The organism is Brevibacterium sp. HMSC063G07 (assembly GCF_001810665.1).
In the GTDB taxonomy this organism is placed as follows: Bacteria; Actinomycetota; Actinomycetes; order Actinomycetales; family Brevibacteriaceae; genus Brevibacterium.
Window position 1 is genome coordinate 143606 of sequence record NZ_KV802363.1, and the last position, 20999, is coordinate 164604.

At 62.8% G+C, this 20999-nt stretch carries 19 protein-coding genes; 7 read left to right on the top strand and 12 right to left on the bottom strand.

Going from position 1 to position 20999, the window contains the following annotated elements; all coding sequences use genetic code 11:
- Window positions 1–49 precede the first annotated feature (49 nt).
- The 3 genes from HMPREF2757_RS09315 to HMPREF2757_RS09325 are packed head-to-tail and all read right to left on the bottom strand — an operon-like array spanning window position 50 to window position 2297.
- Complete coding sequence (locus HMPREF2757_RS09315; RefSeq protein ID WP_070575823.1) at window positions 50–1456, bottom strand: PGAP1-like alpha/beta domain-containing protein; 1407 nt, start codon at window positions 1454–1456, stop codon at window positions 50–52.
- On the bottom strand, window positions 1453–2073 hold the full coding sequence (locus HMPREF2757_RS09320) for a hypothetical protein (protein WP_070575826.1): 621 nt from the start codon (window positions 2071–2073) through the stop codon (window positions 1453–1455). The genes HMPREF2757_RS09315 and HMPREF2757_RS09320 overlap by 4 nt, the downstream gene beginning before the upstream one ends.
- Window positions 2070–2297, bottom strand: coding sequence for a hypothetical protein (locus HMPREF2757_RS09325; RefSeq protein WP_070575828.1), 228 nt, complete (start codon window positions 2295–2297; stop codon window positions 2070–2072). The genes HMPREF2757_RS09320 and HMPREF2757_RS09325 overlap by 4 nt, the downstream gene beginning before the upstream one ends.
- A gap of 123 nt (window positions 2298–2420) precedes the next feature.
- Between HMPREF2757_RS09325 and recQ the strand changes: the two genes are divergently transcribed.
- The gene (recQ, locus tag HMPREF2757_RS09330; protein ID WP_370919398.1) at window positions 2421–4253 is read left to right on the top strand and encodes a DNA helicase RecQ; all 1833 of its coding nucleotides are present in this window, start codon (window positions 2421–2423) and stop codon (window positions 4251–4253) included.
- Between the two features lie 7 nt (window positions 4254–4260).
- Window positions 4261–5694 carry an adenylosuccinate lyase gene (purB, locus tag HMPREF2757_RS09335; RefSeq protein WP_070575831.1) on the top strand — a complete coding sequence of 478 codons (1434 nt, stop codon included), beginning with the start codon at window positions 4261–4263 and terminating at the stop codon, window positions 5692–5694.
- A gap of 125 nt (window positions 5695–5819) precedes the next feature.
- Here purB and HMPREF2757_RS09340 read toward each other — a convergent pair whose 3' ends face one another.
- Together HMPREF2757_RS09340 and aceA are read right to left on the bottom strand one after the other, a co-directional pair.
- Window positions 5820–7427 (bottom strand): aldolase/citrate lyase/malate synthase family protein, encoded by a 1608-nt coding sequence (locus HMPREF2757_RS09340; RefSeq protein WP_256278315.1) that lies wholly within the window; start codon window positions 7425–7427, stop codon window positions 5820–5822.
- 90 nt (window positions 7428–7517) lie between these two features.
- Window positions 7518–8792, bottom strand: coding sequence for an isocitrate lyase (gene aceA / locus HMPREF2757_RS09345; protein ID WP_070575837.1), 1275 nt, complete (start codon window positions 8790–8792; stop codon window positions 7518–7520).
- 201 nt (window positions 8793–8993) lie between these two features.
- Between aceA and HMPREF2757_RS09350 the strand changes: the two genes are divergently transcribed.
- A complete protein-coding gene (locus tag HMPREF2757_RS09350; protein ID WP_070575840.1) occupies window positions 8994–10562 on the top strand; it encodes a helix-turn-helix transcriptional regulator in 1569 nt (522 codons plus the stop codon).
- On the opposite strand, the gene HMPREF2757_RS11740 is transcribed toward HMPREF2757_RS09350, so the two are convergent.
- Both HMPREF2757_RS11740 and HMPREF2757_RS09360 read right to left on the bottom strand, forming a co-directional pair.
- On the bottom strand, window positions 10466–11323 hold the full coding sequence (locus HMPREF2757_RS11740) for a hypothetical protein (RefSeq protein ID WP_141750241.1): 858 nt from the start codon (window positions 11321–11323) through the stop codon (window positions 10466–10468). The genes HMPREF2757_RS09350 and HMPREF2757_RS11740 overlap by 97 nt on opposite strands.
- Window positions 11324–11436: 113 nt before the next feature.
- Window positions 11437–13095, bottom strand: coding sequence for a SulP family inorganic anion transporter (locus HMPREF2757_RS09360; RefSeq protein ID WP_070575846.1), 1659 nt, complete (start codon window positions 13093–13095; stop codon window positions 11437–11439).
- Window positions 13096–13297: 202 nt separating this feature from the next.
- Here HMPREF2757_RS09360 and HMPREF2757_RS09365 point away from each other — a divergent pair, with 202 nt between their 5' ends.
- Window positions 13298–14155 carry an NUDIX hydrolase gene (locus tag HMPREF2757_RS09365; RefSeq protein ID WP_070575849.1) on the top strand — a complete coding sequence of 286 codons (858 nt, stop codon included), beginning with the start codon at window positions 13298–13300 and terminating at the stop codon, window positions 14153–14155.
- A 51-nt stretch (window positions 14156–14206) separates the two neighbouring features.
- Here the strand turns inward: HMPREF2757_RS09365 and HMPREF2757_RS09370 are convergent, their stop codons facing one another.
- The 4 genes from HMPREF2757_RS09370 to HMPREF2757_RS09380 all read right to left on the bottom strand — a co-directional run bounded on the left by HMPREF2757_RS09370 (window position 14207) and on the right by HMPREF2757_RS09380 (window position 16654).
- The gene (locus tag HMPREF2757_RS09370) at window positions 14207–14653 is read right to left on the bottom strand and encodes a hypothetical protein (RefSeq protein WP_070575852.1); all 447 of its coding nucleotides are present in this window, start codon (window positions 14651–14653) and stop codon (window positions 14207–14209) included.
- Window positions 14560–14955, bottom strand: a complete 396-nt coding sequence (locus HMPREF2757_RS12240; protein WP_176745918.1) for an Abi family protein — start codon at window positions 14953–14955, stop codon at window positions 14560–14562. The genes HMPREF2757_RS09370 and HMPREF2757_RS12240 overlap by 94 nt, the downstream gene beginning before the upstream one ends.
- 5 nt (window positions 14956–14960) lie before the next feature.
- A complete protein-coding gene (locus HMPREF2757_RS09375) occupies window positions 14961–15290 on the bottom strand; it encodes an Abi family protein (protein WP_070575854.1) in 330 nt (109 codons plus the stop codon).
- 299 nt (window positions 15291–15589) lie between these two features.
- Complete coding sequence (locus HMPREF2757_RS09380; protein WP_070575864.1) at window positions 15590–16654, bottom strand: DUF418 domain-containing protein; 1065 nt, start codon at window positions 16652–16654, stop codon at window positions 15590–15592.
- Window positions 16655–16868: 214 nt separating this feature from the next.
- Here HMPREF2757_RS09380 and HMPREF2757_RS09385 point away from each other — a divergent pair, with 214 nt between their 5' ends.
- Together HMPREF2757_RS09385 and HMPREF2757_RS09390 are read left to right on the top strand one after the other, a co-directional pair.
- Window positions 16869–17084: a heavy-metal-associated domain-containing protein gene (locus HMPREF2757_RS09385; protein WP_070575867.1), complete on the top strand. Its 216-nt coding sequence runs from the start codon at window positions 16869–16871 to the stop codon at window positions 17082–17084.
- Window positions 17081–19390 carry a heavy metal translocating P-type ATPase gene (locus tag HMPREF2757_RS09390; RefSeq protein WP_070575870.1) on the top strand — a complete coding sequence of 770 codons (2310 nt, stop codon included), beginning with the start codon at window positions 17081–17083 and terminating at the stop codon, window positions 19388–19390. Before HMPREF2757_RS09385 ends, HMPREF2757_RS09390 begins: the two co-directional genes overlap by 4 nt.
- 74 nt (window positions 19391–19464) lie before the next feature.
- On the opposite strand, the gene HMPREF2757_RS09395 is transcribed toward HMPREF2757_RS09390, so the two are convergent.
- Complete coding sequence (locus HMPREF2757_RS09395; RefSeq protein ID WP_070575873.1) at window positions 19465–19737, bottom strand: hypothetical protein; 273 nt, start codon at window positions 19735–19737, stop codon at window positions 19465–19467.
- 104 nt (window positions 19738–19841) lie between these two features.
- On the opposite strand from HMPREF2757_RS09395, the gene HMPREF2757_RS09400 reads away from it, so the two are divergent.
- Window positions 19842–20987: a CaiB/BaiF CoA transferase family protein gene (locus tag HMPREF2757_RS09400; protein ID WP_070575877.1), complete on the top strand. Its 1146-nt coding sequence runs from the start codon at window positions 19842–19844 to the stop codon at window positions 20985–20987.
- The last annotated feature ends 12 nt before the right edge of the window (window positions 20988–20999 follow it).

The window sequence follows — 20999 nt, forward strand, 5'->3', positions numbered from 1 at the left end:
ATCGTGAACACAATCTAACGGAAGTGAGGACCTATGCCAATATGCACTTTTACTTTTCCTGGCGGACCCCTTCGTATTCGCGCGACTCTTCGACGGTGCCGCCGAGAAAGTCGCGATTGTCTTTCGAAAACTGAACAATATCCGGCTGTCGACTCCTCTCAAGATCGCGGATGACCTCGGTGTACGCCTCAGAGGAATGAGCACCCAGGGGGCTGTCCACCGGCGGTGAATCCGCGATGATCGTGGTCCAGGTGCGCTTGTCAGGGTTGTCCGTTCCGTCGAGTGCCGGAACTACGTCTCGGTCCTGTTCGATCGACAGCACCTTGGTGTTCCCCACGTCGAAGCGGCCGACGGGACTGCCGACGGTGACCACCTGCCGCACGCGCGCCTGTTTGCGGAATTCGGGATCAGCTGCCAGCGATGCCGCGACGATTCCGCCCTGCGAATAGCCCACGAGCATGATTTCGTCTTCGGGCTGGATGCCGCTTTCTCTGATTGCCGTCTTCACCACGTGGCGCATGGCTGATTCTCGCTCTGCCATGGTCTGCACGTTCGTTGCCGTGTCCGTTGTGTTGCGTCCGCCTTTGACACTCCAGTCGGTTGTTGCCGGCACATAGACGATGTACCGCTTCTTGCCGTCCTGTCCGCGGACCGCATCCACCCGAACCCTGCCGTTTTCGCGACCGGAGTGTGCGGCTACCTGGCGTTCGTACAGGCCGGACAGGGAACGCGGCGAACCGCCCGCCGCAGCCGCGTGAGAGCGAACCTCCGGAGGTTCGGTGGGAAAGGCCCCGCGCGCTTCGCCGGTCTTGGCCAGAGAGCGGGTCAGCGGGCCAGCGCGCATTGCATCGATGATGGGCGGCAGCGGCGGCAGGCCCAGCAGGCCCGTGCCGAAGCCGGAGAGCCCGGAATCAAGCACCCGGCTGAACGCGCCTGTGTTGTCTGCCACCGCCTGCTCGAAGATGCCTCGGGCTGCGGCCATGGCCTTCTTTCCGAGTTCGGGACTGCGCCCGGTGATGAGGGTGACAAGCCCGTCCGCCGCCGCTGTCCATCCGGCCGCTGTCAGTGCCGCAATGGCCGCCGGAACCGCCCACACCGGTGCTGTCACCCGCACCGCCACACCCAGGCCCCAGCCGGCCGCCCAACTGCCGAACTGCTGCGCCCTGTGGGCGGCAGAATCGGCAGCTTCGTAGCCCGCCGCTGCCAGCTGCGCCTGCGCACCGAGCTTCGTGAGGCTGTCGCCCAGCCCACGGGTGCGCATGAAGAACTCAGCGCAGGCGTGTTCGACTTTTGCCCACGTCAGCGGAGAGTCCAGCAGCGAGCCCACGCCGGGCGGCCGAGGTGACGCCCGCACAACGTCGCCAGCGCTCTCACCCAGGTTCCGCAGAGTGCCCGCCGCGCTGCGGATGTTTTCAAGCCGGGCAGAAAATCCGCGCTCCCCGCCGATAACCCTCATGACTCCACCCACTCGTAAGCCGCGGCGAGCGCCGCATCGAGTGCTGCGACGATGGCGGATGGACGGTCCGCCGCAGTGAATTCAATGTGCTCGAAAACCTGTCCAGGCGTCCCGTCAGGGGTGAGTGCGCCCACGGCAAAGGCTCCGTCGCTGAAGCCCGCGGCAAGGATGTCTCCCATAATCTGCGGGAGGTCACCAAGGTCGCAGAATGTTCCGCGCAGCAGACGCCCGTGTAGGGCCGCACCACGGTCGGCCGCACCGCCGTCCGCCTCCACATCGCCCCTGTCGCGGCGCACGATGACCGCGGCGGTTGCCGGGTCGAACACCGCGTGGATGACCAGAATGCCCGGCGGTCCGTACGCATAGGCGGAAAAGACAAATGGGTTCGAGGCGAAGGCAACTGCGAGTGCAAGCTCGGCACCGTTGACGGGCTTCCCGGGGGAGCCCTCCCCACCAGAACCCGAGGTGCCACTCCCCTCCCCCGGAACCGGCACCTCGTGAGCTGGCTCCCCAACAGCCGGCTCCGTCAGAGTCGGTACGATCCCGAGCGGCAGGAGCGCCACGAGGTCTGGCGGCAGCGCTGCGAAAGCGCGAGGGTCCAGGTCGAGCCACGTCATGACGCCGCCTTCCTGACGTGCTCGGCGAAAGCCCGCACGACCTCGTCCGCCATGCGCCCGGCCTCAGAGCACGCGCGGGCTCGCTCCCGCAGCTGCCAGCGGAAGGCTTCTGCAGCGGCACCTTCCCAGTAATCGGGATCAGCTGCGGCCACGGCGTTTGCCAGCATCGCCAGTTCGCCGCTGATGGCTTCCCATTGCTTCATCATCACGTGCAGTTCATCCATGGCCTGATCCTCAGCGCGGCCTGCCCACGCCGGCCAGGGTCGACCGAAGCCTGTGGACACACGTGCAGTTATCCACAGTCAGCCGATACTCAGCGGCGCACACTGCATGGACACGGATAGGGTGTGCCCGTGACTGCCGCACAGCGAACCCCCGCCGAAGTTCTCGATTCCGTCTTCGGCTATTCGTCGTTTCGGGGCCAACAAGAAGAGATCATCAACCACCTGTGCACAGGCGGCGACGCGGTAGTCCTCATGCCCACCGGCGGCGGTAAATCGCTGTGCTATCAGATTCCTGCGCTGGTGCGCCCCGGCACCGGCGTGGTCATCTCGCCCCTCATCGCGCTCATGGAGGACCAGGTTGTCGCCCTCGAAGCGCTCGGGGTCAAAGCCGCCTACCTCAATTCGAGTCTGAGCCCGGAAGAAGCTCACGAGGTGCAGGCCCAGCTGCGTTCGGGTGCTTTGGATCTTCTGTACTTGGCTCCTGAAAGGCTCGTCCAGGAAAGGACGCTGCGCCTGTTGGAGCAGACGCAGATTTCGCTGTTTGCTATTGATGAGGCGCACTGTGTGTCCCAGTGGGGGCATGATTTTCGGACTGACTACCTGGGTTTGTCGGTTCTGCACGAGCGTTTTCCGGCCGTGCCGCGTGTCGCGCTGACGGCAACCGCCGCCCCGGCTGCCCATGATGAACTGACGCGGCGGTTGGCCATGGGTGAGGCGCGCCATTTTGTTTCGAGTTTTGATCGGCCGAACATTCAGTACCGCATTGCGGAGAAGACTTCTCCGCGCCGTCAGCTGGTGCAGCTGATCAAGGATGAACATCCGGGTGAGGCGGGTATTGTCTACTGTCTGTCGCGCAAGTCGACGGAGCAGTTTGCTGACTATCTGTGTGAGCAGGGCATCGATGCGATGGCCTATCACGCTGGTCTGCCGCAGGATGAGCGTTCGGCGCGCCAGGCGCGATTTCTGCGTGAGGACGGCGTTGTCATCGTCGCCACGATTGCCTTCGGGATGGGCATTGACAAGCCGGATGTGCGCTTTGTCGCCCACGTGGATCTTCCGAAGTCCGTTGAGGGCTACTACCAGGAGACGGGCCGAGCCGGCCGGGACGGCCTGCCGGCGACCGCGTGGATGGTGTACGGCTTGGGCGATGTTGTGGCTCAGCGCAGGCTGATCAGCCAGTCGGAGGGTTCGCCGCAGCACCGGCAGAATCTAAGCCGCCACCTGGATTCCATGCTCGCCCTGTGTGAGTCGCTCAGCTGCCGCCGCCAGCAGATTCTGCAGTATTTCGGCGAAGAATCCGGCCCGTGCGGCAACTGCGATACGTGCCTTCATCCCCCGCAGGCGTGGGATGCGACTGTGCCGGTGCAGATGCTGCTGTCGACCATTATCCGCTTGGAGCGCGAGCGCGGTCAGCGCTTCGGCACGGGGCAGATCATTGACGTGCTGCGCGGTAAGAACAATCCGCGCTCGGAAGAGTCTGACCACGGGAGCCTGTCAGTGTGGGGCATTGGGGCCGATCTGAGCGAAGCCCAGTGGCGTTCGGTATTCCGACAGACCACGGCGCGCGGTTGGACCGTGCCGGTCGGCGAGTACGGCGTGTTCATGGTCGATGCGTCTGCCGACCCGGTGCTGCGCGGTGAGGTGAGGGTCGAACTGGCCAAGCCGAAGAGGCAGAGCAGGACGAGCTCCGCCTCGGCAGGAAGTGTGCGGAAGTTCCACCTGACAGAAGACCAGGAGCAGATCTTCAACCGCCTGCGCACCTGGCGGAAGACCACCGCCGCGAACGCGGGCGTGCCTGCCTACGTGGTGTTCCCGGATACCGCACTTATGCACATTGCGATTGCCCAGCCGCAGTCGTCGGCTGCTCTGCGGAAGGTCAGCGGGGTCGGCGACAAAAAGCTCGAGGCGTATGGCGCCGAGGTTCTGGAAATCGTCGCCGGAGCAGACGTGGGATGATGGGCCTATGACTCGCGTGACTTTGGCTGATCTTGATCCCGCTATTGCCCTGAGCCCGCTTGATGGCCGCTACAGTGCCGATGCGGCGGGCCTGGTCGACTACCTGTCTGAGGCCGCACTCAATCGCGACCGCATCCACGTGGAAGTGGAGTGGCTGATCCACCTGTCTGAAAACGGTGTGGTCGGCGGAGTGCGCACTGTGACAGAAGAAGAGAAGGCGGGCCTGCGCGGGCTGGTCGAGGACTTTGACGCTGCCACTATTGCCAAACTCAAAGACATTGAGAAGGTCACGGTGCACGATGTCAAGGCCGTCGAATACGTCATCAAGGACCGCCTGGCTGAGCTGGGCGGGGATGACCTGCGCGAGTTCGTGCACTTCTGCTGCACGTCCGAAGACATCAACAACCTGTCCTACGCGCTGGGGCTCAAGGGTGCGGTCGAAAACCAGTGGCTGCCGCGGGCCGAAGCGCTCATTGATCAGCTGACTGCCATGGCGCAGGAACTCGCGGACGTTCCCATGCTCGCCCACACGCACGGCCAGCCTGCCACGCCGACCACCATGGGCAAGGAAATCGCGGTGACCGCACACCGTCTGGCCCGCCAGTTCAAGCGGGTGAAGAACACCGTCTACCTGGGCAAGATCAACGGGGCGACCGGCACCTACGCCGCTCACGCAGTCGCGGTTCCCAATGCTGATTGGCCCGAGATCGCCCGCAGCTTTGTCGAAGACCGCCTGGGGCTGACGTTCAACCCGCTGACCACCCAGATCGAATCGCACGACTTCCAGGCGGAACTGTACTCCGACATCGACAGGTTCAACCGGATCGCCCACAACCTGGCGACGGACTTCTGGACCTACATTTCGATGAACTACTTCAAGCAGATCCCCGTTGAGGGCGCGACCGGTTCTTCGACCATGCCGCACAAGGTCAACCCCATCCGCTTTGAAAATGCCGAAGCGAACCTCGAAGTGTCGTGCGCTCTGCTGAACACCCTTGCCGACACGCTTGTCACCAGCCGCCTGCAGCGCGACCTGACGGACTCGACAATGCAGCGCAATATCGGTGTGGCGTTCGGCCACTCGATCTTGGCGATGAACAACCTGGTCAAGGGCCTGAAGATGCTCGACATCAACCGCGACGCCCTCGACGCTGACCTCGAAGGCAACTGGGAAGTGCTCGGTGAGGCCGTCCAGTCGGTCATGCGCGCGGCCTATCTGCGCGGCGTTCCCGGCATGGACAACCCCTACGAAAAGCTCAAGGATCTCACGCGCGGCCACCGGATCGGCCAGGCTGAGCTGCAGGAATTCACTGAGGGCCTGGGTCTGCCGGAAGAGGACGCCGAACGCCTGAAAGAGCTGCGCCCGCAGACGTATATCGGCCAGGCCCGCCAGCTTGCCACCGACCACGCCGAACGCTGGAGTGCACTGAAGAACGGCTGACCGTTCCACCCACACCCCTGCTGACCCAAGCAGAAACTGACGAGGTGCCGCTCACCAGGAGCGGCACCTCGCCAGTTTTTCTGTGTGCGCTTTGTGTGTGCTTCAGTTCCCGGGTGGGAACCGGATCACGAGGCCCGACGTGCGGCTCGCTCTACGAGGAAGCGGTCGTAGGCCAGCCGAACGAAAGACTCCGTGAAGTCGGGGTGGTCGACGGTTTCGCGCAGCATGTCGGCGATTTCGTGGAAGTAGTCGGCGGCGTGCAGCGGCACAATCGCGAGTTCTTCTGCGACAGCACGCGTGAACACAGCGGTGTCGAAAGTGCGGCCGTCGGTGAGCTCCACGCTGTTGCGCAGCCACTGCCACAGCTGGCTGTGCGACAGTTCCGCCGCGGCGGTGCCGATCATCCGACCGTCTTCGCGGTACTCCCCCAGGCCCGACAGGTAGGTGTCGGTGTAGCCGAGCACGCGGCGGATGTTGGCGTGAACATCGTCGATGCTGATGTTCGGGGTGCGTGCGCCCACAATGAGGGCGCGGCGGCCCGGGTCGACGGTCGGCCTGGTGGTACCGGCGTCTACCAGTTCGCGTGTGGTCTCCAGCAGTTCGCGGGCATCGTCAACCAGGGCTGGTTCGCCCACGCGGATGCGCGTCATTTCCGGCCGTGTGGAATCGAACTCGGCGCTGAACAGGGCACCGTGCTCAGCGCTCAGTGCCGCCGCGCGGTCGAGCAGTGCGGTCACGGAGGGTTCGTCGAAGTCGAGCGTCGTCCAGTCGTCGAACGAAATGTCCGAGTAGTCGCGAGCAGCGGAGATGAGCGAAGACATGTAGGCGCGCACACCCGTGGTGACGGTTTCGCAGTGCTCCCGCAGGGCGAACAGAATGTCCTCAAGGAAGGAAGCACCGCCGAAGGTGTCCACCTGGACGGTCGCGCGGATAAAACCGCGTTCAAACCCCATGCGGTCTTCCGCGAAAGCGAAGACGCTGTTCCACAAGGCGGCCTCAGCTGCTGTTTCAATGCCCGGCAGGTGTACCCGCAGGTGCTCACCGCGCTTGTGCAGACCGGCCGCATTGTGGAAGAAGAACAGGCCGAAGTCGACAAGACCGGCAACCGAGCGCACCCGCCGCCCGGAGTCGGATTCCCACACCAGGTCGGCTTCGCGGGCGTGAAGCTCACGCGGACGGATGCTCACCAACGGCATGTGCCGAGTGCGGATGCTGACCCGGTGACCGTTGTGCGGATCGAGCGCAAAAGCCTCTCCCCGCACAACGGCCCTCAGGTTCTGCTGAGCGATGACGACGTTCTTCCACCGGTGGCTCAACCCGGTGTGGAAGTCAGCCACCCACAGCTGTGCTCCCGAACGCAGAGCGTCGGAAATCTGCTGACCCAGAGCAGGAGCAACCACCTCGACAAACCCCGCGGTGTTGCTGGTGCCATCCGCGGTGCCGACCGCGTGCGGGCTGCCCGCGTCGGCAGTGCCAGTCACGGAGTCTGCGGAGGAACAGACGTCCTGACCAGCACCGACAACGCGGAAGCCCGGCATCGTGCGTTCGGCTTCGCCGGACTGCCCCGAAGCCGGCAGGCGGCCCACGTCCGAACCAGAACGGGAGACCTGCCGACTGTGCAGCACTGTGCGCAGTTCGGTCTCGAACTCGCTGTGCAGAGCCGCAGCGAACTCAAGCGCGGAAGTGGAGAGAACTCTGCCGAACTCGGGCTGCTGGGTTCCGCGGACAATCATGCGAGACACGGTGTTTTCCTTTTCTGGGTTGACGTCGGCTCCGACTTGACGGCCAGAGCCGACGTGCTCTGGGTTCTTCTGACTCTTTGGTCAGAACTGGGCGGACTCGGTGGAGCCCTTCATTGCGGTCGTCGAGGACTGCGGGTTGATGATGTTGGCAACCTGGTCGAAGTAGTCCACACCGACCTCGCGCTGGTGGCGGGTTGCGGTGTAGCCGCGGTCTTCCGAACCGAATTCACGTTCCTGCAGGTCGACGTAGGCCTTCATCTGTTCGCGGGCGTAGCCGTGAGCCAGATCGAACATGGAGTAGTTGAGCGCGTGGAAGCCAGCCAGGGTGATGAACTGGAACTTGTAGCCCATAGCGCCCAGTTCGCGCTGGAACTTGGCGATCGTGTCGTCGTCCAGGTGCTTCTTCCAGTTGAACGACGGCGAGCAGTTGTAGGACAGCAGCTGGTCGGGGTATTCGGCCTTGACCGCTTCGGCGAACTGCTTGGCGACTTCGAGGTCTGGCGTCGAGGTCTCCATCCAGATCATGTCGGCGTACGGGGCGAATGCCTTGGCGCGGGCAATGCAGGGCTCGATGCCGTTCTTGACCCGGTAGAAGCCCTCCGCGGTGCGCTCACCCGTGATGTAGGGCTGGTCGCGCTCATCGACATCCGAGGTGATGAGCGTTGCAGCCTCGGCGTCGGTGCGGGCGATGATTAGCGACGGGACGTTCTCGACATCGGCTGCCAGGCGGGCCGTGTTGAGGGTGCGGATGTGCTGCGCGGTCGGGATGAGCACCTTGCCGCCCAGGTGGCCGCACTTCTTCTCCGAGCCCAGCTGGTCTTCCCAGTGGACACCGGCAGCACCGGCGTTGATCATGCCGCGCATGAGTTCGTACACGTTGAGGGTGCCGCCGAAGCCTGCTTCTGCGTCAGCCACGATCGGGGCGAACCAGTCATCGACGGTTTTCTTGCCGTCGGCGACTTCGATCTGGTCGGCGCGCATGAGGGCGTTGTTGATGCGGCGCACAACAGCGGGAACCGAGTTGGCCGGGTACACCGACTGGTCGGGGTAGGTCTGACCGGCGAGGTTTGCGTCTGCTGCCACCTGCCAACCGGACAGGTAGATGGCCTTGAGCCCGGCCTTGACCTGCTGAACGGCCTGGTTGCCGGTCAGCGCGCCGAGGGCGTTGACGAAGTCTTCGGTGTTGACCAGTTCCCACAGGCGTTCGGCACCGTGACGGGCAAGAGTGTGCTCTTCGATGAGCGAGCCGCGGAGCTTGACGACGTCTTCCGCGGTGTAGTCGCGGTCGATGCCCTTCCAGCGGGGGTTTTCGTCCCAGTCCTTCTGGATTGCCGAAGCGTTGTGCAGGTCAGTCATGGTTTCTCCTTTGTGAGCCGTTTGAGCCGTTGCACCGGAGGAAGCGATTGCTGGAAGGCTATGCGCTGCCGGGTTCCGGTGTTGGGTTCTATCTTTCTCTGTGACGCACGCCTCCAAAAGAGTTTTTCAGAAGAATTTTCTCCGTTTTTCTGCTCTGCAGAATTTTCGCGTTTCTGCTGATGCGAGTGCCATAATTGCCCCATGACGAGCCCACATCACAGCAGCTTTCCTCCCTCGAACGCTCATAAACCGCCTGCGGCAGGCTCCCAAGCAAGCACACATCAGGCGGAAGCAGATGCCCTGTCGATTGGCCTGAACCTGCGCCACTACCGCAGGCGATCCGGGATGACCATGGCGGAACTGGGTGCGCTCGTGAGCCGGGCGGCATCGCAGATCTCCGCCTTTGAAACCGGCAAGCGAGCGCCCAGCCTCGACATGCTCGGGGCGCTGGCAAATGCGCTGGACGTTTCGGTTGACGACCTCCTCAACCCCACCCCGGCCGATCCGCGTGCTGCGCTGGAACTCGAAGTTGAGCGCCGCCAGAACTCTTCGCTGTACTCCGTCCTGGGCCTGCCGACGGTCCGAGCGAAGTCATTGGGCAATGACGAACTCCAGGCGATTGCCTCACTGCAGCGGGCCCTGGCGACAGTCCTTGAACAGCGGGCCGCAACACCGGAGGAGGCTCGCCGGGCCAACCGAGTGCTGCGCGAAGAAATGCGCGCCCAGGACAACTACTTCCCGGACATCGAAGCTGCAGCGGCACAGCTGCTTAGCGCCATTGGGTCGGGTGACGGCCCCCTGTCACAGGCACAGACAGCCGCAATCGCCAACCACCTGGGCTATTCCCTGCACTACGTGCCGGACCTTCCGGACTCCACGCGCTCGGTATCGGATACGCGCAATAAGCGGCTGTACCTGTCGAACGATTCACAGGCACTGGGCGATCCGCGCTCTCACGTGCTCACGGCCCTGGCTTCACACGTGCTCGGCCACACTCCGCCGAAAAGCTTCCAGGATTTCCTCCGCCAGCGCGTAGAAGTCAACTATCTGGCCGCAGCTCTGCTCGTGCCGGAAAAATCTGCTGTCGAACAGCTGCAGAACGACAAGAAAAACCGGAGTATTTCTATTGAGGAGCTGCGCGACCGTTTCTCGGTGTCCTACGAAACAGCCGCGCACAGATTTACGAACCTCGCCACCCGGCACCTCGACCTGCCGGTGCACTTCATGAAGGTCGCCAAGACGGGAACCATTCACAAGGCGTACTCCAATGACGGACTGCCCTTCCCCCAGGATCCCCTGGGCTCTGTGGAAGGGCAGTTTGCGTGCAAGCGATTCACATCGCGTGCCGTGTACCGGGTTGAAGACCGATTCAGCCCGTACTTCCAGTACACGGACACCCCGGAAGGGACCTTCTGGTGCACAGCTCGGGTGCTGCCCGGCGGGGAGTTCTCCATCAGCGTCGGTGTGCCCTTTGCCCACGTGAAGTGGTTCACGGGCCAGGGAACCCCGCACCGGTCAACATCGAAGTGCCCTGACCCCAGCTGCTGTTCCCAGCCGCCGCAAAAGCTCAGTGCGAAGTGGGAAGACGCCTCGTGGCCGTCCGCCCGCACCCACGCGTCACTCCTTGCCGCGGTCCCACCGGGGGTGTTCCCCGGTGTTGACCGCACCGAGGTCTACGCCTTCCTCGAGCGCCACGCGCCGAGAGAGACCAGGACGATGGACGCGAGCAGCCCGAGCGCGCCGATGAACTCGAGGATCACGTCGAGGTAGGTGAAGTCGTAGAGCTCGCCATGGCCGCCATAGTTTGTAATGGCCAGGGAGAAGACCGCCATGAGCGTCGGCATTGACAACACCATCAGCGGGACAAACAGTTTCTTCTGCTGCGCCAAGCTGATCAGTGCATCAGCGCGCAGGGCGCACGTGAGCGCCCCGGTCAGAAGCAACAGCACCAGAATCCGGGAAGCCGGGAAAGCCACATTGTTGGCGAGCATTTCTTCGAGGAAGGTCCCGCCGACGCTCACGGCAAGCACTGAAGCATAGAGGACCGCGCACACGATCCACGTCGAGGCGGGTGATCTTTGCTCGGTGTCGACGGTTAGCGGACTGTCGGTGGCGGCACTGTCGGTGGCGGCGGCAGACACGTCTGGGGGAAAGGCTGATGCCAGGCAGATCGCTGCCACCACAATGAGCTCGGGCAGGGCGAACAGCATGAGGTAGCCCGGAGTTTCCTCCATCGGAGGACTGACCATGTTCGCTTCAAGCAGCACGAGGATGCTGCAGACGATCGGGGGCAGTCCCAAATACATGACCATACGGTTGTTTCGCAGGAAGATTCCGATTTGCTCTCCGGGTGCAGCGAGGACCACGAGGATGCCTGCCGCTGCGAAAACGGCGGTTCCGATGAGCGCATACGTGTACGGGAGGACGTCGAGGAGCCCGTCACTGAATCCGTTGATGCATGCCGCGATGACAAACAGGGCGCCTGCCGCAAGCCACAGGGCACTGCCGCGTTCTCCGCTCGAATCACGCATTGTATTTTCCTTTCCGCGCCGGGGGCCATGCCCCGATTCCGCGCTTCCCAGCGGTCCCGGCATTCCTTCGCCGCCGAGATCCAGTTGTCTCAATATAGCTTCGGTGCTGAAAGTCAGCCACGCTTCGCCGCGACGATTTCGCGGGCCTGGGCAACTGCGTCTGGCAGTGAGGCTATGACGTAGTCATCTTCGGCAAGCGATGACAGGACTCCGGTCGAGCTCGCCAGGTGCTCGTGCTGTGCCTGCAGGCCTTTGACGATGACTGTGATCTTGCGCCGACCGAAGACCTTGATGAGTTCGGCAAGTACTCGGGCGCCGGAAGAGTCCATAAACCTCAATTGGGATAGTTTGAGGATGACGACGTCAACATCGTTAATGCCCTCAATGGCCTCGACGGCAGTGAGAATGCGATCGCCGATGCCGAAGTACAGTGCCCCGTCAAAGCGGACGATCGCAATGTGCTTGTCTTCCGGCTGGTGGGGTTCGGGGATCTCTTCGTGTTCGACCGCGGCGGTTTTCGACAGGGCCCGCAGTGCGAAGACGGCGGTGACCGCGATGCCGATGAGCACCGCGAAGATCAGGTCGAAGGACACCGTGATGAGTGCTGTGAGCGCAAAGATGAACGCGTCCTGCCTGCTGGTGCGAAGGATTCTGCCGGCGTTGTGATAATCGACCATGTTCACCGAGGTGACCAGCAGAACACCGGCCAGGGCAACCATCGGGATCTGGCTGACGAGCCCGGAGGCCAGGTAGACGACCCCGGCAAGGAACAGCGCGTGCACCACAGCTGCCAGGCGGGTGCGCGCTCCTGCGCGGACGTTGACGGCGGTGCGGGCAATTGCACCGGTGGCGGGCATGCCGCCGAAGAAGCCGGAGGCGACCCCGGCCAGGCCCTGCCCCAACAGTTCGCGGTCGCCGTCATAGGCGCCCGCCGACGTCATGCCGGAGGCCACGCGGGCCGACAGCAGCGATTCGATGGCGGTCAGGGCTGCAACGGCGACTGCGGGGCCGATGAGTGCTTGCAGCAGCGCTGGATCGGCTTCTGGGGCACTCGGTGCGGGAAGCGATGTGGGCAGTTCCCCGATCACGGCCAGCGGCGCGTCGGCCAGCTGAGCAATGACCGCGACAGCGATGATTGCCAGGATCGAACCGGGCAGCCGTTCGTGCAGGCGGGTCGAGCCGACCATGATGACGGCCACGACAGCGACCATGGCCAGTGACCACAGCATTTGGGTGATGTTGATGTGGGCAAAGGATTGGGCGGCCGCAATAATGGCGTTGGTCGAATCGCCCGGTTTCGAACCCAGGGCGGCGGGCACCTGCTGCATGAAGATGATGATGGCGATCCCCAGGGTGAAGCCCTCAATGACGGGCCACGGGATGAATGCGACCACCCGCCCCAGTTTGAGCACCGCTGCGGCGATCACCAGGATCCCGCCCATAATGGCGACTATCGGCAGTGCCTGATAGCCGAATTCCGTGGCGATCGGCAGCAGGATGACGACCATGGCGCCGGTGGGACCTGACACCTGCACGTGGGAACCGCCGAAGACCGCCGCAACAAAACCTGCCACAACCCCGGTGATGAGACCCATTTCCGCCGGTGCCCCACTGGCAATGGCGAAGGCGAGCGCCAAAGGAATCGCAACAATCCCCACCGTGATACCTGCCATGATGTCGCGCAGCCAGCTGGAGCGCAGCTCCGCATAGTCAGACAGCCGCGGGGACAGACGAGCCACTCGCAGTGCCGCTGCTTCTGCCCGCTGTCCCATGAATCTGCTCCTTGTATCCGCGTGCCGCACCCACTGCCGGGCCCGGGTGAGTGGCCCTCAGCTGGAGTCTATAGGCGGACCGGGCAGGCACCTCGTGATGTATGGCAGAAAACCACGAGGTGCCGCCTGGGTCGGTCTTCTCTGTCGGGCGGGTGCGGGCCTGCTGGTGGCGCGCCTGGTGGTGGGGCCATACAGTGAGGGCATGGATCCCAGAATTCACTTCTCAGCAGAGTCGCTGGCGAAGATCAAAGAGCGTATGGCCGGTGCTGAGCCTGACACTCCCCGACCGTCGGCCACCGTTATTCTGCTGCGCGATGGTGAGCGCGGCCCGGAGGTGTACCTGCAGAAGCGCCAGTCGTCGATGGTGTTCGGAGGCAGGCCCGTGTTTCCCGGTGGGAAGGTCGATGCGGCTGACAGTGCGGATATTGAAGCCTGGCACGGGCCGACGCCCGAGGAATGGGCGCAGGTGCTGGGTGTCACCGCGGATGAGGCGCGGGGGCTGCTGGTTGCGGCGGCGCGAGAGACTTTTGAAGAGTCCGGGTATCTGCTTGCCACAGCGAGTGACGGCGGCGAACTGACAGCGCTCAACACGGATGAGTGGCGGGCCGACCGGGACGCTGTTGATGCGCGAGAGATGTCCTTTGCGGATCTTCTGCGCAAGCACGGGCTAGTGCTGCGCACCGATTGGCTTACGCCGTGGAGTGTGTGGGTCACACCCGAGGTTGAACCGCGCCGCTTCCACACATGGTTCTTCCTGGCCGCGTGTCCTATGGGGCAGGAGGTTCTTGGGGTGTCGGCCGAATCCACTGTCGACGGGTGGATCACTCCGGCAGAGGCTGTGCGGAAGAGCGCTGCTGGTGAACTCCAGCTGATGCCCCCGCAGCTGTGCACTTTTGTGGAACTGCACGGGCACGCAGGTGTTCGCGAGGTGCTTGCGGGCGATCGCGACGTGCTCGAGGTGCGGCCGTTCGTTGTGGAGAACAGCGACGGGTCGGGGTACTTGGAACTGCCGGAAAGCCTCGTTCGCTTGGCTGATGAGGTAGGGAGGGCAATCCTGTAGGGCAGCGGGCTCACTGGGAGCTGGCTGCAGCGGGGTTTCAGCCAGCCGCGCCTACTTGTTCTTGTTTGCCCTCTTCGCTTCTCGGCGCTGACGAGCCCGAGCACGCTTGGTCTTGCGGATTTCGACGACCCAGCGGGGCACAAAGGGCCACGGCAGCGGAATGCCGAATGTTGCTAAAGTGCCGATGCATCCGATGACGACAGCAGCCATCAGCGGGCCCAGATAGATCATTTCAATGAACCTGGGAAGGTTCAGGTGGCTGATCAACCACCCGACTGAGACAGCGCCCCCGAGCATCGTGGAGTACGGAAACAAGTAGAGCGCGAGATCGCGGTTCGGGGGAGCCCAACCGACAGGTTGTGAATGGTCGCAGTCTTCGTCATACCACTCCTCGGACCTGGGATTCATCCGCACGCAGCGGATGTAGTAGGTCCAAGTGAGAACAGCGATAAGCAGCATCCCAAGGTGAAAGAGCCAGTTTCCAACGTCATAGTCCACAGAGAACGACCTCCCTCGGATGCTTGTGACGGTACTGAAGAAAACCTACCAGTGTTCCGCAGGAGCCCCCTCTGCTGATCAGAGGTGTTGCAACGACCCCTTGAATCCGCCCAGTCGATGACCTCCACAGCCGCCCAAATGGGCAGTTGCCCCGAGTATTTCTCCTTGTGATGAACAACGAAGTCTTCACGCGAAAGGGACAGTTCCTTGTCAAACCGGCGCTTCCACTTTTTGTAGGTCCGAGATGGTTCAGCTGAGCGACCAGGATCTCTGGCAACAGGGCCCAGCAGGTTGGGCTTCAAATGGATCAGGGGGGGGCGATGCGTCCAAGCTCGTGCCCCAAGGCCGAACGAAATGCCAGTTCGATGGGTGTCAAAACGCCAACCCGCAGCCGCTCATCAAATTCGTATAGGGCAAGCACTTCCTCAAAGGAAGTGCCAGCGATGAACTCGTCGAGTCGTTGGCCGCCATTCGACGACCTTTGACGGTACGGAAACCAGTATCCCGAGAGCCGGTAGTAGTTCACGCGCTCGAGTGCCCGGCGGGCCATCGCCTCATCTTCAATGTGCATACCGCGTAAGCGCAGAAGTTCGATCTGCTGACCATGAGACCTAAAGTTTTTCGACGGCTGCGCCACGTAAGCCCCTCGGAGGTCCGAAGAAAAATGAGGACCGGCCCTGGACTGCTACGAGGAGCAGCGGAACCGGTCTTGATGCGGCAACTCTACCTAAAATACCGCCTGCAGACAACGCTCCGACGAGACTCATGGAAAGTCCCCGGGTGAACAGGGTCCATGCCTCATGTATTTTTCCCCGCGAAATTTATAGCTGCGGGACTGTATCTCTGCTGAATAGGGGGAAGATTGCGGCAAAAACTGCGATCCTGCCGCAATCTTCCCCTAGCCAGCAGAACTTCCGTCAACTGTGCATGGGTTCCTTACTCAGCTGAGCGCCACTCTGCGGTAGGTGCGGTCGGCGGCTGAGGCTGAGACGGAGAAGGAGTTTTCCCGGCGGAACCCCAAGTGAGCCAACGCCACCCCTTTTCCAGCGGACCCTGCTTGAATTTCTTCAACCACAGCGTGCTGATCACGGACTGGAGCAACAGCATCACAATCACGAGCGCCCACGCCTGGTAGAAGACACTGTCAGGAGAATTGAGCTGATCCTCTGGGGGAGCAAGGAACGGCTTGGCTGCAACCATGACGAGGGTCGCGCCAATGTAGTTCGTCAGCGCCATACGCCCCAAGGGAGCGAAGACTGCCGCCATTACACGGCGCAGCGGAGTGTGCATGATCACCAGCACCAAAGCGATCCACAGGGCAGCATGGATCACTCCCACGACCGATGACGTCGAAGAGTACCCCGCCTTTGCGCGGTCCAGGTATTGGATGTAGCCGGCAACAACACCGACGGGCAATAGAATAAGGAGCGCCACGACGGGCTTCTTCGCATTTGCATCAAGACTCTGCGGCACCGACCATTCGGTAGCGGCAAAACCAAGAAGGAACATTCCCGGAATGAGCATCACGCCGCCAAACCAGGCACCCACGGCGGCCAAGAGGACACCGAGCACAAGGGCGATAATCCCCCGCTTTTCATGCTTCACAAACGTCAGCGGCCACAGGACGAACAAGCCGATGAGCGCGTAGGGCGTCAGGGCTTCTCCGTCGTGAAGTACGCCGTGCAGAAGCCCGAGGACAAACAGCGGGACCAATCGGCGCAGAAGAACCTTCCACTCCGGCAGCCCTCTCCTTTGCGCAGAGCGAACGATCATCGCAAAGCCAATGCCGAAAAGCAGCGAGAAGATCGGGAAGAACCGCTCGTGGAAAAGCATGTTCAACCATGTCCAGGCGATCGAATCTCGCGGGTCGAGCGGGTTCACGCCCCACAGCTCAATCACGTTGACAAATGCGATGCCACACAACGCCACTCCTCGGAGGACATCAAGTGACAGAAGTCTTTCTTTAGTCGGCGTAGCCTGTATCGCCGTGTGCTTCCCCATGCGGCAGCCTTTCCCACTTCCCTACACGTCAGAACTTGTAAACTAGCAACCCTCCGATTCCCCCCCCCTCAGCATTTATTCAGGAATGTTCTGGCGGCTGTTTTCGTTGATCTTGTAGGCCTACACGTGCAGCGGCACACGCCAGCGCAGTGGGCTCCTGGGCTTATTGCCTCAGCAATGGCTCACATGGCATCGCCGAACTTTAGGAGGGCTCATGACTACGACGACAATCAACGTTTCCGGCCTCACCTGCAACCACTGTGTCAACGCGGTGAAGGATGAGCTCGGCGCAATCGACGGGGTGCAGTCCGTTGACGTCGAACTCGTCGAAGGCGGGGTCTCTCCCGTGACCATCGAATCCACCTTCCCCCTGGCCGAGGCTCACATCAACGAAGCTATTGATGAAGCCGGCTACACCATCGCCAAATGATCCGCGAAGTCGACCTTGCGATCACGGGGATGACGTGCGCGTCCTGCTCGTCGCGCGTGCAGAAGAAACTCAACCGGCTTGAAGGGGTCGAGGCGGTGGTCAACCTGCCGCTGAATTCGGCACACGTCGAGGTCAGCTCCGACGTCACCGACGACGAACTGATCTCCGTTGTCGAAAAGACCGGCTACGGTGCATCACTGTTGCACCCGCGCAGGGCAACAGCCCCAGAAGCTGAGGCCGCAAACGCCGCCAAGCCCAAAAACTCAGCTGACCAGACAGGCAACACGGAGCCAACGCCCGGGGAAACGGAGGCCACACATAGCCAAACCACCGACACCGACGGCCGCGATCCCAACCCCGACCCTCAGGGCTACCGCAAGCGCCTGATTGTCAGCGCGATCCTCGGGGTGCCCGTCATTGTGATTTCGATGGTCATGTCGTGGCATTTTCCCGGCTGGCACCTGCTGATCGCCGCCCTTTCGCTCCCGGTTGTCACGTGGGGTGCGTGGCCTTTCCACTCGGCGGCCTTCAAGGCGGCACGCGGTGGTGCTTCGACCATGGACACGCTCATCTCTGTGGGCGTGACCACCGCAACCCTGTACTCCCTGTGGACGACGGTGACGCTTGCGGCAGCCGGGCATTGGGCGCTGCCGCCCGGAAGTCACGTATGGTTCGAAGCCGCAGTTGCCGTCACAGTGTTTCTCCTGGCAGGACGGCTGTTGGAGAACCGCGCAAAGTCAAACGCGACGAAGGCCCTGCGCGAACTCATCAATCTGGGCGCAAAAGAGGCACTGCTGCTGGAAACCGGTTCCAATGGCCAGCAGACATCCCGCCTGATTGCCGCTGAAGACCTGAACGTGGGCGATGTTTTCCAAGTCCGCCCAGGCGAATCCATTGCCGCGGACGGAACTGTGCTCACCGGATCATCGGCAGTTGACGAATCTATGCTCACCGGCGAACCCGTCCCCGTCGACGTCAGCACCGGTTCGAAGGTCACCGGTGCGACGATGAACACATCGGGCACACTGACAGTCCGCGCCGACCGCGTTGGGGCCGACACGACACTGGCTGAAATGTCGCGCCTGGTGGCCCGCGCGCAGACCGGCAGGCCCGCAGCGCAGCGGATTGCCGATGCGATCTCCGCTGTTTTCGTCCCCGCAATTCTCGTGATCGCCCTGGCCACGCTGCTGGTGTGGGGCTTGGTGTTCAGCGCCTGGACCGACGGCCTGCACGCTGCGGTCACGGTGCTTGTCATCGCCTGCCCGTGCGCTTTGGGCCTGGCCACGCCGACTGCGCTGGCGGCTTCTTCCGGCAGGGGTTCGCAGCTGGGCATACTCGTGTCCGGCCCGCAGGCTATGGAGTCTGCGCGCACCCTCGACACGGTTGTGCTCGACAAAACCGGCACCCTCACCGAAGGCCGCATGCGTGTGGTCTCCCACGATCTTTCTTCAGCTGATCTGCTCATTGCCGCAGCCGCCGAAGCACCAAGTGAGCACCCCATTTCCCGCGCCATTGTCGAAGAAGCTGCCCGACTGGATGCCGAGGCGCCGCGCACCAAAGGCTCGGGCTCCGCTGAACAGCCGGTGGTCACCGACTTCGACAACATCCCCGGCGGGGGCGTCAAGGCCCAGGTGAACGGGCACGAGGTGCTGCTGGGCACCTCGTCATTGTTGACCTCCCGCGGGGTCCAGGTGCCAGCGGCCGATAACCACCCGGCAGCAACCGAGGTCGCAGTCGCCGTCGACGGAGCGTTCCGCGGCCGCGTGTGGGTTGCCGACACCGTCAAAGACGCCGCGAAGGCCACGGTCGATGAGCTGCACCGACTGGGACTGCGCACAGTCCTGCTGACAGGAGACAACCCGGTGTCCGCGCAGGCTGTTGCCGATTCGATCGGCATTGACGAAGTTCACTCAGGTGTGAAGCCTGACGACAAGTACGCGCACGTGCGCGCTCTGCAGGATGCCGGACGCAGAGTTGCAATGGTCGGCGATGGGGTCAATGACGCTGCGGCTTTGGCCGGAGCGGATCTGGGGGTTGCCATGGGCACGGGAACCGATGTTGCGATTGCGGCCTCGGATATTACGCTCATGCGCTCCGACCCCAAGCAGATTCCGCAGGCCATCCGCCTGTCGCACCAGACGGTGCGCACCATCAAACAGAACCTGTTCTGGGCGTTCATCTACAACGTGCTGGCCGTGCCGATTGCCGCTTCCGGCCAGTTGGACCCGATGATTGCCGGTGCCGCAATGGCATTCAGTTCGGTATTTGTTGTTCTCAACAGCCTGCGCCTGCTGCGCTTCACATAGGCTGTTCTGCTCCTGGGCGGCAAGTCGGTTCTCAGCGAGAGGCGACTTGCCGCGAGTGAATCCCCAGCGGGGTGTCAGTCCATGACGGGCGAATCGGGGTCGTGCTCAGTCTTGTCCTTCGACACGATGTAGTTCATGAGCGCGGCCAGCCCGGTGACCACGATCGCCGTGATCACGGTGTAGAGCAGCACCAGTCCAAAGCGCTCAAACGACTGCCAGCCGCGGGTGAAGATCATTGTCAGCACGAACACGATGAGGGCCGTGATGATGCCGAAGGTGTACGTGTCCTTATAGGACACAGCCTTGGTCGAACCCGAGCGCTGCGAAACCGACTTGTCTTTTGCCATGCCGTCCAGTGTACGCGCGTCCGAATGGCAAGCACTGTTCGGCAGTGTCAGCGCCTCTGTTTAATATGTGACCCAGATGACAAAGCAGTCGCGGAAGGGACACCATGACAGAGCACAGCACAACGGGCAACAGCCCGGGCAGCGGCAGCGCTGCTCAGACCGCAGAGGCGGCAGGACCGCTGGCAGGGCTGAAAATCGTCGAATTCACCGGGCTGGGGCCCGGCCCGCACGCAGCTATGGTCCTCGCCGACCTCGGTGCAGACGTTGTGCGGATCGACCGGCCGGGGCGCGCCGCAAAGTCAGACCTGACAGCACGCGGCCGCCGGATCGTCGAAGCCGATCTGAAAGATCCCTCGGCCGTCGAAAGCGTGCTCGAACTCCTTGACCGTGCTGATGTGCTCATCGAAGGCTTCCGTCCCGGAGTCATGGAGCGCCTTGGCATAGGGCCGGACGTGGTCCTCGAACGCAATCCCGGCCTGATCTACGGCCGCATAACCGGCTGGGGGCAGGACGGCCCGCTGGCAGACCGGGCGGGGCACGACATGGGCTACATTGCACGCACCGGCATGGCCTCGCTCATCGGCAGCGCTGACAGTGCACCAGTCGTACCGCTCAACCTTGTGGGCGACTTCGGCGGTGGGTCCATGTTCTTAGTCACCGGCATCCTCGCGGCCCTGTTCGAGCGCAGCTCAACCGGCCGCGGCCAGGTGATCGACGCCGCAATTGTCGACGGCACGGCAAGTCTTGCCGCCATGCTGTGGGCTCTGAAAGACACTGGCATGTGGCAGGACGCCCGCGGGCGGAACTTCCTCGACGGATCACAGCCGTCGTACTCCTACTACCGCACCTCCGACGGCCAATATCTTGCCGTGGCACCGCTGGAACCGCAGTTCTTCGAAGAGCTGCGCACCCACCTGGACCTTCCCGAATGGACGCAGAAGGCCCGTTTCGATCCGCGGAAGTTCGCCGAAGTCCACCAGCTCATTGCCGAAGCGATTGCCAAGCACCCGCTGGCGCACTGGACGGAAGTCTTCGACCCCACCGACGCCTGTGTTGCACCCGTGTGGTCCATGGAACAGGCACTCGAAGACCCCCAGCTGAAAGCCCGGGGCACGTACACAGAAGTCGACGGTGTCAGCCAGCCGCGACCGGCACCTCGTTTTTCTGCACACGGCCGGTTGGACCCCCGCCCAGTCAGCAAAGAGGACCAGCCGATCGACGGGATCATCCGCGGATGGTCTGTCCGCTAGAACTCAGTACAA

What these genes read in the sequence shown, in the direction of transcription:
- HMPREF2757_RS09315 (WP_070575823.1), bottom strand. Translation starts at nt 1,456, where the DNA reads ATGAGGGTTATCGGCGGGGAGCGCGGATTTTCTGCCCGGCTTGAAAAC.
- HMPREF2757_RS09320 (WP_070575826.1), bottom strand. Translation starts at nt 2,073, where the DNA reads ATGACGTGGCTCGACCTGGACCCTCGCGCTTTCGCAGCGCTGCCGCCA.
- HMPREF2757_RS09325 (WP_070575828.1), bottom strand. Translation starts at nt 2,297, where the DNA reads ATGGATGAACTGCACGTGATGATGAAGCAATGGGAAGCCATCAGCGGC.
- purB (WP_070575831.1), top strand. Translation starts at nt 4,261, where the DNA reads ATGACTCGCGTGACTTTGGCTGATCTTGATCCCGCTATTGCCCTGAGC.
- HMPREF2757_RS09340 (WP_256278315.1), bottom strand. Translation starts at nt 7,427, where the DNA reads ATGATTGTCCGCGGAACCCAGCAGCCCGAGTTCGGCAGAGTTCTCTCC.
- aceA (WP_070575837.1), bottom strand. Translation starts at nt 8,792, where the DNA reads ATGACTGACCTGCACAACGCTTCGGCAATCCAGAAGGACTGGGACGAA.
- HMPREF2757_RS09350 (WP_070575840.1), top strand. Translation starts at nt 8,994, where the DNA reads ATGACGAGCCCACATCACAGCAGCTTTCCTCCCTCGAACGCTCATAAA.
- HMPREF2757_RS11740 (WP_141750241.1), bottom strand. Translation starts at nt 11,323, where the DNA reads ATGCGTGATTCGAGCGGAGAACGCGGCAGTGCCCTGTGGCTTGCGGCA.
- HMPREF2757_RS09360 (WP_070575846.1), bottom strand. Translation starts at nt 13,095, where the DNA reads ATGGGACAGCGGGCAGAAGCAGCGGCACTGCGAGTGGCTCGTCTGTCC.
- HMPREF2757_RS09365 (WP_070575849.1), top strand. Translation starts at nt 13,298, where the DNA reads ATGGATCCCAGAATTCACTTCTCAGCAGAGTCGCTGGCGAAGATCAAA.
- HMPREF2757_RS09380 (WP_070575864.1), bottom strand. Translation starts at nt 16,654, where the DNA reads ATGGGGAAGCACACGGCGATACAGGCTACGCCGACTAAAGAAAGACTT.
- HMPREF2757_RS09385 (WP_070575867.1), top strand. Translation starts at nt 16,869, where the DNA reads ATGACTACGACGACAATCAACGTTTCCGGCCTCACCTGCAACCACTGT.
- HMPREF2757_RS09390 (WP_070575870.1), top strand. Translation starts at nt 17,081, where the DNA reads ATGATCCGCGAAGTCGACCTTGCGATCACGGGGATGACGTGCGCGTCC.
- HMPREF2757_RS09395 (WP_070575873.1), bottom strand. Translation starts at nt 19,737, where the DNA reads ATGGCAAAAGACAAGTCGGTTTCGCAGCGCTCGGGTTCGACCAAGGCT.
- HMPREF2757_RS09400 (WP_070575877.1), top strand. Translation starts at nt 19,842, where the DNA reads ATGACAGAGCACAGCACAACGGGCAACAGCCCGGGCAGCGGCAGCGCT.